The sequence below is a fragment of the Arenibacter hampyeongensis genome (assembly GCF_002909255.1).
GTDB classification, from domain to species: domain Bacteria; phylum Bacteroidota; class Bacteroidia; order Flavobacteriales; family Flavobacteriaceae; genus Arenibacter; species Arenibacter hampyeongensis.
Genome location: NZ_PIOB01000002.1, coordinates 167,891 through 184,091 on the forward strand (window position 1 = coordinate 167,891; position 16,201 = coordinate 184,091).

At 36.9% G+C, this 16,201-nt stretch carries 13 protein-coding genes and 1 tRNA gene; 11 read left to right on the forward strand and 3 right to left on the reverse strand.

The genetic code is table 11. The features are described from left to right. Positions 1-15 precede the first annotated feature (15 nt). The gene (locus tag CWD91_RS05670) at positions 16-3,225 is read right to left on the reverse strand and encodes a SusC/RagA family TonB-linked outer membrane protein (RefSeq protein ID WP_103440016.1); all 3,210 of its coding nucleotides are present in this window, start codon (positions 3,223-3,225) and stop codon (positions 16-18) included. Positions 3,226-3,892: 667 nt separating this feature from the next. Here CWD91_RS05670 and CWD91_RS05675 point away from each other — a divergent pair. Continuing rightward, positions 3,893-4,069: a transposase gene (locus CWD91_RS05675; RefSeq protein WP_262923129.1), complete on the forward strand. Its 177-nt coding sequence runs from the start codon at positions 3,893-3,895 to the stop codon at positions 4,067-4,069. Between the two features lie 162 nt (positions 4,070-4,231). On the opposite strand, the gene CWD91_RS05680 is transcribed toward CWD91_RS05675, so the two are convergent. Then, positions 4,232-4,308, reverse strand: a tRNA-Arg gene (locus tag CWD91_RS05680). Between the two features lie 335 nt (positions 4,309-4,643). On the opposite strand from CWD91_RS05680, the gene CWD91_RS05685 reads away from it, so the two are divergent. From CWD91_RS05685 to CWD91_RS05730, 10 genes are all read left to right on the forward strand, one after another. Then, positions 4,644-8,591, forward strand: a complete 3,948-nt coding sequence (locus CWD91_RS05685) for a hybrid sensor histidine kinase/response regulator transcription factor (RefSeq protein ID WP_103440017.1) — start codon at positions 4,644-4,646, stop codon at positions 8,589-8,591. A 137-nt stretch (positions 8,592-8,728) separates the two neighbouring features. Then, positions 8,729-10,057 carry an OmpA family protein gene (locus CWD91_RS05690; protein ID WP_103440018.1) on the forward strand — a complete coding sequence of 443 codons (1,329 nt, stop codon included), beginning with the start codon at positions 8,729-8,731 and terminating at the stop codon, positions 10,055-10,057. A gap of 21 nt (positions 10,058-10,078) precedes the next feature. Then, the gene (locus CWD91_RS05695) at positions 10,079-10,426 is read left to right on the forward strand and encodes a hypothetical protein (protein WP_103440019.1); all 348 of its coding nucleotides are present in this window, start codon (positions 10,079-10,081) and stop codon (positions 10,424-10,426) included. Positions 10,427-10,443: 17 nt separating this feature from the next. After that, the gene (locus CWD91_RS05700) at positions 10,444-10,788 is read left to right on the forward strand and encodes a DUF4870 domain-containing protein (RefSeq protein WP_103440020.1); all 345 of its coding nucleotides are present in this window, start codon (positions 10,444-10,446) and stop codon (positions 10,786-10,788) included. A gap of 309 nt (positions 10,789-11,097) precedes the next feature. Next, on the forward strand, positions 11,098-11,490 hold the full coding sequence (locus tag CWD91_RS05705) for a hypothetical protein (protein ID WP_157943727.1): 393 nt from the start codon (positions 11,098-11,100) through the stop codon (positions 11,488-11,490). Positions 11,491-11,502: 12 nt separating this feature from the next. Next, a complete protein-coding gene (locus CWD91_RS05710; protein WP_103440022.1) occupies positions 11,503-12,114 on the forward strand; it encodes a hypothetical protein in 612 nt (203 codons plus the stop codon). A 24-nt stretch (positions 12,115-12,138) separates the two neighbouring features. Beyond that, positions 12,139-12,765, forward strand: a complete 627-nt coding sequence (locus CWD91_RS05715; protein ID WP_103440023.1) for a hypothetical protein — start codon at positions 12,139-12,141, stop codon at positions 12,763-12,765. A 20-nt stretch (positions 12,766-12,785) separates the two neighbouring features. Further along, complete coding sequence (locus CWD91_RS05720) at positions 12,786-13,283, forward strand: DUF3592 domain-containing protein (RefSeq protein ID WP_103440024.1); 498 nt, start codon at positions 12,786-12,788, stop codon at positions 13,281-13,283. Positions 13,284-13,295: 12 nt separating this feature from the next. After that, positions 13,296-14,018: a hypothetical protein gene (locus CWD91_RS05725; protein ID WP_103440025.1), complete on the forward strand. Its 723-nt coding sequence runs from the start codon at positions 13,296-13,298 to the stop codon at positions 14,016-14,018. A gap of 12 nt (positions 14,019-14,030) precedes the next feature. Continuing rightward, the gene (locus tag CWD91_RS05730) at positions 14,031-14,969 is read left to right on the forward strand and encodes a hypothetical protein (RefSeq protein WP_103440026.1); all 939 of its coding nucleotides are present in this window, start codon (positions 14,031-14,033) and stop codon (positions 14,967-14,969) included. 72 nt (positions 14,970-15,041) lie between these two features. On the opposite strand, the gene CWD91_RS05735 is transcribed toward CWD91_RS05730, so the two are convergent. After that, entirely contained in the window at positions 15,042-16,196 is a 1,155-nt protein-coding gene (locus CWD91_RS05735; protein WP_239985668.1) for a sensor histidine kinase, read from the reverse strand. Positions 16,197-16,201 lie beyond the last annotated feature (5 nt).

The window sequence follows — 16,201 nt, forward strand, 5'->3', positions numbered from 1 at the left end:
TTATTTTATTAATTACTAAAAAGTAAGATTCACGTTAAATCCAAATGAACTTGTTTGTGGCATGGCAAAGAAATCAAGTCCTTGTGCGTTGCCTGAAGCATAACTAGATTCAGGGTCAATATTTTCGACGTTGGAATGAATTAGCCAAAGATTTCTTCCTACAAGTGAAACGTTTGCTTTACTTATAAAGGTTTTTGCTAAGAGTTTTGAAGGAATATTATAGCCCAATGTAATTTCTCTTAATTTCACAAAGCCAGCATCATAAATAAATTCTTCGGCAATGTCGTTGTAAATTCTTTCGTAATAAGCACTTATGCCACTCGCGGGTATTACGCCAAGACCAGTTTCACGCCCAACCAAAGTATTCTTATGTACCCCTCTTCGGTATAATTGTGCATTGGTTCCACTATGTCCTACAGCTCCATCCTTCATATCCACCAGAACACCTAGAGTGAAATCTTTATATCTAAAACTATTATGTAAACCTGCAACAAAAGGATGAACTCCTGTACCAAATGCCACCGTTCCTGCGGCTACATCTACTTGTGGCAAACCGTTGGCATCAAGGGTTAATTCTCCATTTGCACCTCTAAGATATTGACTTCCCGTTATTTGTCCAAAAGGTTTCCCTTCAATATGGGTAACCCAAGCATGTCTAGCCCTACTTAATCCAATATTAAAGCTTTCTTCATCGTTGTCAGGATCTACTAAACTGACAACTTTACTTGTATTATGACTCATGTTAAAGGAAACATTCCAACTAAAGTTTTCGGTTCTTACTGGCACACCGGTAAGCAACAATTCTACTCCTTTATTCGTAAGTTCACCCACATTTATTATGGTTGATCTATATCCAGAAGTATAAGAAATTCCAGCATTTAGGATATCGTCTTCGGTTTTTTTGTCATAGTAAGAAAAATCTACTCCTAATCTATTGTTTAAAAACTGTATGTTAAACCCTAGTTCCAATTCTGTTACAAGCAACGGGCTAAGATTTGAATTCCTTACCGAGCTACCACTTATCGCTCCACGTGGAATTCCTAGTTGAGCCCTACCTAAACTATAATTCTGATTTAAAGAATAGGCCCCAATATCACCAACACTTCCAACCTGCGCCCAAGAAGTTCTAACCTTAACAAAGTCGATTACTTCCGGCAAGGTTAAGACATCCGATAATACTGCACTCAACCCTATCGATGGATAAAAGACATCCCTCCCATCCATAACCGAGAACCAGTCATTTCTTGCCGAACCTGTTAAAAATAGCCAGTTATTATATGAAATTTCTGCTTGACCATATACTGAATGTGAACCTAATTTTACGTAAGAGCTACCTCCTCCATTATTAATACCATTTGCTATGGAGTAGAAAAATGGTAACGCAAAATTATTTCCAGATGCACTAGTTCCATCTTCTTGTAATCTCATCTTATTGGCACCAGCCAAGAAATCATATGCAATGCCGTTGTCAAATTCATGTCGTGAACCTAGCATTAAATCAAAATTGGTCTGTTGATATTTATTTTGACTTTGACTCATACCTCCATTTAAATTATGTCCAGTTCCTGTAGGGTTTATACTTTCAGATAAACGATCGGACTGATCAATACCAGCTCTTCCTTTAACATATACCCAGTCATTAACATCATATTGCATGGAAGCACTTGCTATAATACGATCTTTACTATCTTTGTCGGTTTGTTGATAAGCTGCCCAGTAGGGATTTTGCATCCATATAGAGCTAGTAGGTAACAACTCATAGCCTTTTTTGCCAAATGTACTACCATATAGATCAGTTGCATCTTCTGGATTTGCCCCTAATCTGTTAGGATCCCCTCTTAAATCCAGGATGTTTGTTGTTACTGGCAACTGCCATACCGTATAGTGCGAATTGCCCGGAGAATCGGCCAACTGAGCTCTATTTTTTACATCCTGCAAAATATATTGGGCACTTGTTTGAAATGACAATTTATTATCAAATGCCTTACCGTGCAAATTCGCACTAAAGGTCTGTCTTTTCATTCCGGAATTAGGCATAACATCTTCATTTTCCATGTTAGAAGCTGAAAATCTATACCCTACATTTTCCGTTCCGCCACTTAAAGAAACAGTGTTTGTTGAAGTGCCCCCCGTTCTATAGAATTTGTCAAAATTATTACCACTATAAGAATACGGCCTACTTACACCATCAAATTGTACAACACTGGAACCATCCAATTTGGCACCCCATGAAAACTCCCCAGCAGCCCAAGCTTCAGCCTGTGTTGAAGGTTTTACTCCTAAAAGTCCAGATCCATATTGCGTTTGAGGATCTAAATGATTAATTGCATTTTCCAATACATAGTTGGAATTTACTTCCACTTGAAGTCCATGATTTGTTTTACCTCTTTTTGTTGTAATAAGAATAACTCCGTTGGAGGCTTGAGACCCATAGAGTGCAGCGGCTGAATTACCTTTTAGTACCGACATGGATTCTATATCGTCTGGGTTGATATTTCCGATACCATCACCCCCATCAGAACCACCCCATTCACCTGCAGAACCTCTGTTAGCATTATCTATAGGAATACCGTCAACAACATATAATGGTTGATTATTTCCGGTTAAGGATGAATTTCCTCGAATTAAAACACGTGCTGTTCCAGCAGGTCCCGAAGCAGTTCTGGTCACATCCACACCTGCTACTTTACCAACTAAACCGTTTGCAATGTTTGTTTCCCTGGCTTCGGTAAATTCATCACCACCCACTTTTGAAACTGAATACGCCAAAGATCTTTTCGATCTTTCAATACCAAGGGCGGTAACCACAACCTCATCCAAAGCATTGGCTGTCACTTTCAATTGAATGTTGATTTCACTTCTACCATTAATAGAAATAATCTGGGTTTCATAACCTATATAGGATATGGTCAATTTTGTAGCATTTTCCGGTACGGATATACTATAGTTTCCATCAAAATCAGAGGTCGCTCCAATTACTGTCCCTTCCACCACTACTGTTGCACCGGGCAACGGCACATTATTCTCGTCCAGAATAGTACCTGTAACCTCCTGGTCTTGAAAAACGCCTTCAATTAGACCTTCATCTACCATAGGTTCCAAAATAACCCTAGCTTCCATAGTAATCGCAGCAAGTGCAAATAGGAATAACACAAGGTTTATTTTTAGTTTTTGATTTTCAGGCTTTTTAAATAAAAAGAGCCTGCACCCTCTAAGTTTTCTCATACTTTATTTAGTTTTAATTGGTTTTTAGTTATAATTACAATTCGTCCATAAACAGATTTGACTTGAAATATTGGATCTGAGATTTTCGTAGATGTCAAATTTTGAAAATGGAGCTCAACTGGAATTACTTAAGCACAATATTAGCCATGACCTAGTCCCCTTTGTTAGAACTGATTCAAAAAAATGTAACATAATTTCGAGGCATTAACACATTTTTAAGAAAACTTAGCACATATTCGGAATAATTGCTACGATGCGATTAACTTCGACCAGGATTGATCGAGCATTCCCAAAAGATTGGGACAGTAGGCTATGCTTAAAACAGATAATTCAATTTATTGATATGACACGAAGAAGATTTATACTTAAGTTCAAGACCAAGGTTGTTCCTAAAGCCTTTGATTGATCGACGGACCATACTCATTATAAGGCCCATAAGTTCAATGTTTACCCCTGGAATATCAATATTTATAGACTGGAGTTTCACTCTCAGGCAAAAGAGGATATTGTTACAGGATCCAAATCGCAGAAAACGGAAGCTCAGCAAAACAGGAAGGTCTGCTCAAGGCCATTGGCCAGTATAAATGGAGCTTGATTTTTAAAGGACGCCCTACTTTAAAAATAGTAAAAGGACGACGACAATTGAACCCTCAATTATAGTTCCATCCTGAACTATTTTATAAATAGAAGTACAAACGCATCCGCAGAATCGCTCAACGTTAAAATAATGGCATTCAGGGCACAGTTTAGAGGCGTTAGAAATACAGAATTCTTCCTATTTAAGTTAACTCAACTGTTTGCATTAATATTCAAATATCCAGAAATTGGGCTTGTTCCGACTTAAGCTCAATATAAGATCTAATTTTGTAAACTTGACTATACCCAAGTTTATAATTAAATCACCAAATCAATCCATTAAAAACCATATAATGACAATATATGAGTGCAAATTGAGTGCAAATAAAAAGCCTTAGAGATTTAAAAATCTATAAGGCCTTGATTTTAATGGTGATGGCACTAGGATTCGAACCTAGGACCGCCTGCTTAGAAGGCAGGTGCTCTATCCAGCTGAGCTATGCCACCATCACTAAATAAGATAAATTCCGTCTTTAGCGGCTGCAAATATACAATTATCATTAATTAATGCGCAACTTAAATCGTAAAAAAAACACCTGCCTATTTCAACATAAAAACCAATGAAAATTTGCACCTTGTTTGGCAATTGATTAGAACTTACTGATATTACCTATCAATTCTGACCAATATATTACTTAACCATTATCATTTTCCTACAATAGCTACCGATCCAATTACATATTTTAATATCATATGTAGATTTTAACAATTTTTATTCATAAGTTAACATATTATTTAAAATTGGACGCTAAAATTATCCCTAGAAAAAAAGTAATCTCCCCATGATTCCGCACTACCTCCGAGTTTTAGCAAACTACGTCCTACTTATTACTTGCCTATCTGTTCAATCCCAAAAACAGGTCTCCTTTCGTCAATTATCCGTAAAAGATGGCTTGTCTCAAAATTCGGCAATATCAATTACTCAAGACCGAACGGGGTTTTTATGGATTGCAACCCAAGACGGTTTGAACAAATATGATGGAAGACACTTTGAGAAATACAAACAATATTTCAAGGATATCACCAACCCCACATACAGTAAATTAGGAAAGGTTTTTGTAGATAGCAACGATGAATTATGGATTATACCCATTTCACAAATACCCCATAAACTAAACAGGAGTACCAACACTTTTGAACCCATTGTCGGAATAGAAGATGCCAGTACCATCTTTGAGGACCAACAAAAAAATCTTTGGTTCGGAAGTTATTCAACAGGGCTTTATAGACTATCATTCAGTGATAAAAAAATTGAGCACGTACTTGGCCCAGATAAAGTAAATGCCATTAACGCAATCACTCAGGACCGCTCAGGAAATCTATGGCTTAGCTGTGAAAAAAATATTGTAATACTAGACTCAAAACAACCTGAGAATATAAATTATTTTTATCCGGATGGAAATAAAAATTCCAATTCCAATTATAGCTTTATTCTTTTTGATCCCGAAAACAATCAATGGATCGGAACTTTTGGTGAAGGGGTATGGTACAAGGAATCTAATGACACCCATTATAAACGCCCTGATATTTTTATTGAAGATGTAAAAAATAGTCTAAATTCAATTTATGTAATAACCATGTTACTTGATACCAAAAATCAGTTGTGGATTGGCACATATGGTGATGGACTTTTTAAAATTGACATAGCACAAAGTCAGTTGAACCAATACTTGCCCGAAAAACATAATCCAAAAACCATTCAATACAAAGATATTCTCAGTATTTATGAAGACTATTCGGGAACCATATGGTTCGGAACGGACGGTGCAGGCATAAATTATTACGACCCCCTCTTGGAGAAATTCAACTCCATCATCAACTTTCAAACTCCCGAGAATATAAATATAGATGTAGTACGATCCATTGCATTGGATGGGCAAAACAATGTTTGGATAGGAACAAGTGGTAAAGGTTTATCAAGGTTTTCACCCAAAAAGAATGAATGGCATACCTTTCAGACAGATAATAAAAAAGGACTACGATCTAACAGAATCATGAGCTTGCTTAGCGATAATGATGGAGATTTATGGATTGGAACACAAGAGGGTGGTCTGCATATTATGGATGTCAAGGAGGATATAATTGAAAATCCAAGCCTAAAAAGTCTTGAAAATGTTACCGTATGGTGCATGCAAAATGATGCAGACGAAAGCAAGTGGATAGGGACCAGGGAAAGTGGACTTTTTAAGGTAAATAAAAAAAAGGGGATTCTAAAAACGTTTGAAAAAGGCAATAACGACAACGGACTACCCTCTAACAATATCAGGGCAATAGCACAGGAAGCCGGTCAATTTCTATGGGTAGGTACCCAGGACAACGGCATTTGCAAAATAGATCTAAGGACCAATAAAATTAAAGTGTACGCCCATGACCCAGAAAACAAAAATTCATTGGCCAATAACCAAATAAAATCTTTGTACTACGATAATAAAGGAATCTTGTGGATCGGCACCAATGGCAGTGGATTATGTGCTTTTGATATTGTAAATGACCAATTCTATAATTATACCGTAAAAGAAGGGCTCGCCAATGACGTTGTTTATGCCATTCTACCTGATGAAGAAAATAATTTATGGTTAAGTTCCAACAGGGGTATCACCAAGTTTTATGTTCCAGAAAATCTAAATTCAGCACCTAAAGTCAATAATTACACCAATTATCATGGACTCGCCACTGAATTTAATACCGGGGCATATTTTAAGGCAAGTAATGGGAACTTATATTTTGGTGGATTGGAAGGTTATTATTGGTTCAACCCTTCGGACATAGAGATAAGTAAAGTGCTTCCAAAAACAGAAATCACCAAGTTTGAAGTTTACAACACCACAAGACCTTTAATCCCCAATTTAAAACTTAGTTATAAGCAAAATACCATTGCTTTTTCATTCGCCAGTCTACAATTCTCCTTACCTGTTAGAAATCAATATCAATTTAAACTTGATGGCTACGATGCCGATTGGATCCAATCCGGTAATGAGAACAATGCAAGATATACCAATTTACCACCAGGCAAATACACCTTTATGGTAAAATCCAGTAATTATGATGGTGTGTGGAACAACAAGGAGGATTCCTATAGCTTTATTATTAATAAGCCCTGGTATCTGACTAATTTTGCAATTCTAATGTACTTACTATTGTTCTCTATCACTCTCCTTTTAATATTTAAATATTTTAAATGGCGGTGGAATATGAAAATACAATTGAAATTTGAACGACAGGAAACCATTAGGTTTAAGGATTTAAATGATTTTAAATCAAAATTATATTCCAATATCTCCCATGAATTTCGAACGCCTTTAACCCTAATTAAAGGGCCGATCAAAAAACAGTTGGAGAACAATCTGGAACCTGGTTTAAATAAAGACCTGTTGTTGGTCGATAAAAATACCAATAGGCTTTTGGATTTAGTGAACCAAATGATGGAATTGAATAAATTGGATACCGGTTCCTTAAAACTTAATCCAGAGAAAGTCCATTTAGGAGGTTTCATCCAGTCATTACTGGAACCCTTTGAATACCTAGCTAAAAATCGCAATCTGGTATTCTCCCATACCGTGTGCCCTATGCCCTTAACATTGGTGGATACTGATGTTATGGAAAAGATTGTTGGCAATCTGGTAGGTAATGCGATAAAATACACTCCACCCAATGGGCAAATTGACTTCAATGCCACCATAATAGATACCAATAAATTAGTAATAAGTATAAGCAATGATATAGACAAGATTATTGAAGAAGATACCAATAAACTTTTTGAGAGATTCTTTCAAGCTAGTCATACCAATGAAGGAACAGGAATTGGACTATCGCTCGTTAAGGAATTGGTTGAACATCTGCAAGGGTCTGCCAATGCATCATATTCCAATGATGGTAAAAAAATATCCTTTAAAATAGAAATTCCAATCCAATTGATCCATGATGATGAAATTAGTGATGTGGTTACTCCCGTTAAGGAGCCAGCAACCTATATCAAAAAGTCAAATCAAGACCTACCTCTAATATTATTAGTAGAAGATAATATATCCCTATTAAATTTTATGGTTTCACTTCTGGAGGACAAATACAAGGTCATAACATCAAAAGATGGCGAGGCAGGTATAAAAATGGCACTTGAAAAGATACCAGATCTTATAATTACAGATCTTATGATGCCCAAAAAAAATGGGATAGAACTATGTAATCAATTAAAGAATGATGAAAAAACTTCCCATATCCCAATTATAATGCTAACTGGAAAAACAGGTCCGGAAAATGAAATTGCCGGCTTGCAAAGTGGCGCAGAAGAATACATGATAAAACCATTTAACCCAAAGACCTTTCAAATAAGAATAGATAATATATTAACCACTAGAAATAAACTTAGGGCTCACTACAACAAGGAGAATGTTTTTAAGCCTAAGCAAATTGCTTTTACCTCAACCGATGAGAAATTTTTAATAAAGGTTGAAGGCATCCTGAACACGCATTTACAAGATTCCAATTTTTCCGCGGAGAAATTTAGCCATCTTCTGGGAATGAGCCGAATGCAATTACATAGAAAACTTATTGCCCTAACGGGGTACAACACTACAGCATTCATACGTCTGGAAAGATTAAAACAAGCACAAAAACTTCTAGAAAAACCAGGAATAACCGTTGCCGAAGTTGCCTATACAACAGGATTTAATACTCCTTCATATTTTATAAAATGCTATAAAAAAACCTTCGGAAAAACCCCTATGTCCTAAATCTATAGCTTTAAATTCCAAAAAGGTTACATCAGTACTATCTTCTGTTACATATAACGGATTGTTTGTCATACATAAAATAGAAATTTGATTCAACAAAAAAGGATCAAGTTTTATTCTTCTAAATATCTTATGTAATGAAAACAATAATGTTATGTGCTAGGTTATCAATTTTTATATTCCTTTTTTGTTTTGGAAATAATACATGTCATGCACAATTCCTGAAAAAATTGGGGAACCGGGTAGAGAATGCTGCAGAAGAAGCTGTCCTTAGAAAATCCGAACAAAAAGTTAACCGCGAAACAGAAAAGGCCATGGACACTATTTTGGATGGCAATAATGGTAATAAGCAGAAAAAGAATCCAAAATCCCAAAATCAGCAAAAAGAATCTGATAAATCAGTAGAAAACACCAACGAAAATACGAAGGAAGAAAAAGCGAAGAGTCAATTTGGGGTATATAGCAATTTTACCTTTATACCAGGAAACAATTTGTTGTTTTATGACGATTTTGCAGCGGATGCCATGGGCGATTTCCCGGCCAATTGGGAAACTGGAGGCTCCGGAGAAGTTGTTAATACGAATTTATCCAAAAGCAAATGGCTCTCCCTTATACGTAGGTCTGGATACTTGCCAACCATGAAAGATAAGCTTCCCGAAAACTACACCATAGAATTTGATTTATCCAATAACGGATATGGCGCTGGAAAACCGAGTAGTAAACTATTTTTTGCATTCCTATCTAAAAAAGCATATGGTATGGGATCAGGGGGCACTTTGGCCGATGTAGAAATACTGCTTTCCAATAATGGCTTTAAAGTAAGTAGTGTTGAAAATTTTGGTGGCGAGGTGGAAGTGAAGATTGGTAGTACAATTGATCGGAATATGCCCGAATATCTAAACAGTACCGTTCATATTTCCATTGCCGTAAATAAAAAAAGACTGAGGATGTGGGTGAACGAGGAAAAAATGGTGGATTCTCCAAATTTAATACAGGCAAATATTGGTAAGTATTTTATAATTCAGGCGATGGACGTATTACCCGAACAAGGCCATTTTGTGGGCATTACCAACTTCAAAATTGCCGAGTCTACAGAAGACTTGCGGTCATTACTACTTAAAAACGGAAAATTCAGCACTACAGGAATTTATTTTAATACCGCCGAATCGACCGTAAAAAAGGAGTCTTACGGAATACTCTTGGACATCGCCAATATACTTCGTGATAACAATAACATCAACCTAGAAATAATAGGGCATACCGATAATCAAGGCGAAGACAAGTATAACCAGACACTTTCTGAAAAAAGGGCGGCATCCGTAAAGCAGCTTCTTGTGGAGGAATTCGGGATACGTGAAGACAGGTTGCAATTTATGGGTAAAGGAGAAACAGAGGCTGTAGATGATAATACCACCGAAAAAGGTAGGGCCAATAATAGAAGAGTAGAGTTTATAAAAATCAATTAAAATAATCCAATCCAAAAAATCATGAAAAAAACAAAGAAAAGTCAAGTTAGAATTTTGTTAATCGCCGGCAGCTTAGTAGTACTTACGGGGTTTGTGAGTTGCAGTAAAGATGATGGCTTAGGTCCAGTTGGCTGTAACAATTGGTCGGAAAAATATCTTTCCCATGCCCAAGCGTATTCCGATGCTTCAGCGGCTTACAGCAATGACCCCAGCGTTACCAATTGTAATAAATTGAAAACAGAGGGTCTGAACTATGTAAAATCCCTAGAAGGAATTTTAAGTTGTGTTCCGACAGTTAATAAATCAGAATTTAATAACGACATAAAAGATTTGAAAGCAGAGATCAATGACACTGCTTGTGATCAATAATTCTAAAAACTAAAAAGATGGAAACAGCAAACAACAAAACAGCAGTGGCAGGTGAAGGTAAGAATATTGCCGTTATCGCCTACATCACCATTATTGGCCTTATTGTAGCCTTTGTAATGAACAATGACAAGAAAGACGCCTTTGCAGCTTACCATATTAAACAATCCCTGGGCTTGGCTTGTACAGGTCTTGCATTAGGGGCCATAGGCATGATTCCCGTATTGGGGTGGATCATTAACATCCTTGGTATTTTTGTTCTACTCTATATGTGGATTATGGGATTAATGAACGCTTTTAATGGCAAAGAAAGTCCAGTACCCTTCTTAGGGGAAAAATTTATGGAATGGTTTAAGAATATTTAAATAACTAAAGTTCATTGCAACCATTTTAAAAACTATCTATAATGCCATGCGTCTCCTATACCTGTTCTTCATAATTATGGTTTTGTTTTCATGTAGTGAAAGTAAAACCATAATTATATAGAACAACAGATTACATTCCCCAATGTGCAAATATTTTCGATGCCATCATTTCAAATATTGATAGCTAAAGAAACAATATAAAATAGGCAGTGATGATACCATATCCACCCCCCATGGCTTAAATGATTGCTGGCCCATAGAAAGTTCAAAAGAATACTTTTTACAACCAATAAAAACAAAATCATGCAAATGCGATTTATACTACTATTGGCGGTCTTACTATTTACCTTGAACATGGATGGACAAATGAATTTTGCAAACATTGATGCCAACGGGAGTTTTCCTAAAATAGAGATCGATACTGACAACACTACCCTATTCGCCAAAATAGGAGAAAATACCAAGCCCTGGTTACATTGGAACGAAGTACCTAAAAGCATTGAAAGCGGTAACGGTCGTTCTACATTTAAAATGACCGTTTACAACAACGACGGTATAGCCAACAGAACTTTCGAAATATCCTATACCATTCCCTATGGCCAAGCCAATACCGACCCAACGGCATACATTAAGGCAACATACATATACAGAGACAAAAGACCCAATAAGGTATTGGAAGAACATTTCAAATTAATACAATAATCAACTATGCTCATGAAAACCAATGTAATTTATTTATTGATCGCTTTGTTTTTAGGCGCTTGTCAAGATAGTCCTAAAACAGAAAATAAAGACGATGTAGGCCTACCCGCTACTTCTGTAGTAGAAATGGCCAAGGCCAAGGCTAAAGAGAATATAAAAGATCAAGAACCTAGCAACAAAGCTGCTTGGAAAGCCTTAAAAAGCACCACACCATTAAGTAGCGAGCAACTTCTACCCTATTTGCCAAAAATGATAAATGGCCACAAAATGGCAAACCAATATGCCTACCCAGGGGGCGGGCAAATGGCTACTGGGGGCTACGGCCCTTCAGATAATCAGTACAACTTTTCCATTGAAGATGGTGCCGGGTCCAAGGCCATAGTAAAAAACTTTTTCAATAGCTATAAACTTAGACAACAAGGACCTGTAGAAACCAAATACATTTTTCTGGAACGTGATGGTTACGAGACCATTGCTTTTTTACAGCCAAAAATTAAAAGAAACCAAATTTCTTTTATCTACAACAACAGGTTCAGGATAAGCTTGGAGGGTCCGGATAAAGCTGATGACCTCTGGTCCTATATCGACTTTGAAAACCTTAAACAATTAGATCAATTCAATTAATTAAATCCAACCAAAACAAAAATCATGATTAATATACTAAAACTAATACCAATTATCTTGCTTTTGGTTTCATGTAAAGAAACTCCAAAAACGTCAGACCCATCAGCATCCAAGATTTTGGATGGGGCAATAAATGAAGTTATTGGAAAGAATGACGATATCAATAAAAAATATGATAATCTACGCGAAGATTTAGGCACCAAAACACCTCTTACCAATGACCAACTCATAGAGGCATTCCCGAAAAAACTGAGCAATCTAAGTTTAGATCCTTCAGAACAGAATAAAATAGAACCTGAAATTACCGATACCCAACTTGTTTCCGGCAGCTTTGGAGATGATACTATTAGAATGGAAATTTTGGATGCCGCCGGGCAGAAGGCCGTTGGTGCGATTATCCCCTTAAAAATGTTGCACCTCAACAAGATAACTTCAGAAAGCAACAATACCATAAGGTATTCCAAAGTAGAGCGCAACGGAATTTTAACCTTTGGTACCGATCGGGATGCAGATACAAAAGCAGATTTTCAATCCGACCTTAGGTTTCTTTACGCCAATCGTTTTTATGTAACCCTGGAAGGCAAGGGGATGGACACCGATGCACTTTGGAAAGCTATGGGCATTGATAATTTGAGTGGATTTAAAAATTAAAATGAATAATAACTAAAGTTATGGAATACTTTCAATCCCTTAGTCAGTTTCAAATAGCAGGCCTTGTTCTGCAATTGGTACTTCTGCCCTTTTTATTTATGGCCCTTCGTCGCTGGTGGTGGGCAAAGCAATCCCTCCAATGGCCGAAAGTTAATGGAGTGGTTACAAAGGGACTCGATTTCCCCCTATCCAAAATAATCGATTTTCTATATACCTATGAATTCAATGGCGCCACTTATACAGGAAAAGAGCCATTTTTCGCCAATTCGTTTAAGAAATTTTCACAAATGAAAGCTTCAGGATTAATTGCCAAATATACTCTTGGAAAGCAGGTTACAGTTTTCTACAATCCGTCAAACCCCAGGATATCCACCCTGGAACCAGGAAGAAAAGATGGCGTAATGGGTGCCTTGCTACTAATGTTCGTGCTTTTTTTATTAGGAGCAGTGTCCTTTTATCGCCCATCCCTAATAGTGGATATCATAGATTATTTTTCAGGTTTATCAACTAACCAATAAAACAACAACATCATGAAAAAATCAGTTTTATTTTTAATGGCATGTGCCTTTCAAGTTGGTATGGCCCAAACAAATCCTATAGTGGAGAATTATCCATTGAAAGCTATGGATTTGGTATTGTTTACTTTTGGTATGGATCATCCTGTAAACATTGGAACGGTTGCCAATTCCGGAGAACTTAATATTAGTCTACCGAATAACTTAAACTCCATACCTGAAGAAGCTAAAGAAAATTTTCTGTCGGATACTGCATTTGTAATGTTTTCCAAATGTGATTATAGCAATGACATTCTATCGGAAAGTGAAAACATTAAAGCAGCTGGTGGAGGGTATATTTCATTAAGCTCAAAAGATAATCCGTATTCCGGTCTGATCTTTATGGTTACGGATGAAGATTTAGTGCCTTGGTTGGAAGATACTTATTCCAATAACGCGGTAGTGGGATCCTATTTTGAACTGGTGTATTTAATAGCGGACTTTAGCTACCAAGGACAATGTTCCAGAAAAGTCTCCAATACTGAGAATGATATTATTGAAACCGTTTATACCTATGACCTAAAATTAAATCCCGGATATAATTTTATAGAATATAAAATTGAAAGCGTACTTGAACATGCTGTTCCCAGTATGTACGAAGAAGGTGTTTTTGACAACTTAATGAAGCCCCGTACAATAACTGTTTCCTCAACGCAAGCAGTTCCGCCAACAACAAAGTGGATCGGTAAATACTTTTAAAAAAGCGAACCCATGAAGTCACTAAATTATCTTTTCCCAATTCTGCTGTTCGTTTTAGGGTTCCAAGGATCTGCCCAAACACCTGAACAACAAAAAATGATAGACAATGCACTAAGAATGCGCGATAGTATTTTGGAGTGCATTGGTCTTGAAGAAGTTCTGCAAAAGGCAGATCAGCAGCAAAAAGGGCTTGAAGCAGATAAGCAAAGTAATAATAAAACGAGCCCTATCCCTAAAGCCACAAAAAGTGAAGATAAATATTGGAAAAACACCTTGGCCAGCGATAAGGATAAGAAATTGAAAAATTGGAACAAAGGGGAAGCCGATCTTGTCTTCAACTATTTCTATGACTCCAGAAATGATAAAATAAATTATGTGAAAGTTGGGGTTATTAAGGTTGATGGAACTATTGACTTGAATCCTACTGGCAAAATTCCTGTGTTACAACCCTTGAACAACTTTAAAAACAGCAACAATTTTTTTGATATCCACAATCCGGATTCTTATCAATATAGTAATGAAAAAGCTGGCTTTAAGCTCAACCCTTATTTATTGGTTTACCAAAACGAGCAACAGATCGGAATTTTAACGATTGGAAATTCTGCAAAAGTTACCCTAAACCTATTAACCCCGGGAGATCTTTATTTTGGGGATGAGGGATATATGTTGTCTTGGATATATGTAGATGAGGCCTGTGCCATAAAGGCCAATGAAAATTGGAGCGGGGATTTAAGCAATACCGGAACTCCAATAATTGTGGAAACCAATGTTGTTTATGACCTGGATTTTAATCCTGGTTGGAATATGGTAAAAACCGAAGTCATAGGTACTTACGAATTTCCAAATGCACCGGAAGAGGACAGATCCAGATATAAAAAGCATAAGCACACTACTATTGCTTCCATACCAAATGATGCCACCTATTTCTTTAGATCAACGGTGCAATTTTAACCGAACATCATCTGTCCATAAAAACCGACTAAAATCTCTACATGATTTAGTAGATTTGTTGGCACCGGTTTTTCACTTTTCCAGCGTAAAAACAAACTTCGCACCGCTTCCCAATTCCGATTCCACATGTATTGAACCTCCTGATTTTTCCACAATTTTCTTTACCGTTGCCAGTCCTATTCCATTTCCAGGGCGGCCAAATTTATCCTTGGCCTTTAATTTTTCGAAAATTTTAAATATCCTTTCCTGATATTTCATTGCTATACCAGGTCCATTGTCACTAACGGAAAAAAGGTAATGGGTATTCAAGTCCGATACCTCCAACTCAACTTGAACCCTCTCCTTGTCATTGTATTTAATGGCATTGGTAACCAAATTAATAAGAATCTGATGTATAGCTGTTTTATTGACTTTAATATGGCCTAAATCCGATTTTAAAACCAGATTTAAACTGTGGTCATAGTTAAAAAGTCCCTCTATTTCCGTTCTCAAACGTTCCAAATCAATATTTGATTTTCCCTCCCTCAATATGTTCTCGGCCTTGCTATAGTGCAGTAAACCTTCAATTAGACCAATCAGGTTGTCGGAAGAAGCAATTATCATTTCCAACATTCCCAAACCTTCGCTCTCCAAAGTCTCCTTATATTGGTTCAGGAAAATTTGCGACAGACTAGAAATATTTATCAAGGGCGATTTAAGATCATGTGCAGCAACCTGGGCAAACCGTTCCAAGTCCTCATTTTTTTCTTCCAATTGTGCTATCGACTGCTCCAACAGCATTTTATTCCGTCTTAACTCCAGTAAATTCATCACCTGTTTTGAAAGGGCAGTTAACGATCGTATCTGGCTTTGACTTAATAAATTAGGTTTATGATCTATGACACACAAGGTTCCCAATGGAAGTCCAGCTTCACTGACCAGTGGTACACCTGCATAGAAAATAACGTGGGGATCACCTGTAACTATTGGATTGTCATGAAAGCGTTCATCCTTTCTGGCATCCTGAATAATAAATACATCATCTGGGGTATTAATGGCATGTCCGCAAAAGGCATATTCCTTAGGTGTTTCCGTAGCATCCAAACCGTGATGGGACTTAAACCACTGCCGCTTGTCGTCAATAAGGCTAATTAGGGAAATTGGGGTTCCGCATATTTCCGCAGCAATCGTGGTTAGATTGTCGTAATCGGATTCCGGCAATGTATCCAGGATAGAATAGGAATCCAATTCCT

Bases quoted from the DNA above. Each gene is read 5' to 3' on its own strand.
- CWD91_RS05670 (WP_103440016.1), bottom strand. From the start codon at position 3,225: ATGAGAAAACTTAGAGGGTGCAGGCTCTTTTTATTTAAAAAGCCTGAA.
- CWD91_RS05685 (WP_103440017.1), top strand. From the start codon at position 4,644: ATGATTCCGCACTACCTCCGAGTTTTAGCAAACTACGTCCTACTTATT.
- CWD91_RS05690 (WP_103440018.1), top strand. From the start codon at position 8,729: ATGAAAACAATAATGTTATGTGCTAGGTTATCAATTTTTATATTCCTT.
- CWD91_RS05695 (WP_103440019.1), top strand. From the start codon at position 10,079: ATGAAAAAAACAAAGAAAAGTCAAGTTAGAATTTTGTTAATCGCCGGC.
- CWD91_RS05700 (WP_103440020.1), top strand. From the start codon at position 10,444: ATGGAAACAGCAAACAACAAAACAGCAGTGGCAGGTGAAGGTAAGAAT.
- CWD91_RS05705 (WP_157943727.1), top strand. From the start codon at position 11,098: ATGCGATTTATACTACTATTGGCGGTCTTACTATTTACCTTGAACATG.
- CWD91_RS05710 (WP_103440022.1), top strand. From the start codon at position 11,503: ATGAAAACCAATGTAATTTATTTATTGATCGCTTTGTTTTTAGGCGCT.
- CWD91_RS05715 (WP_103440023.1), top strand. From the start codon at position 12,139: ATGATTAATATACTAAAACTAATACCAATTATCTTGCTTTTGGTTTCA.
- CWD91_RS05720 (WP_103440024.1), top strand. From the start codon at position 12,786: ATGGAATACTTTCAATCCCTTAGTCAGTTTCAAATAGCAGGCCTTGTT.
- CWD91_RS05725 (WP_103440025.1), top strand. From the start codon at position 13,296: ATGAAAAAATCAGTTTTATTTTTAATGGCATGTGCCTTTCAAGTTGGT.
- CWD91_RS05730 (WP_103440026.1), top strand. From the start codon at position 14,031: ATGAAGTCACTAAATTATCTTTTCCCAATTCTGCTGTTCGTTTTAGGG.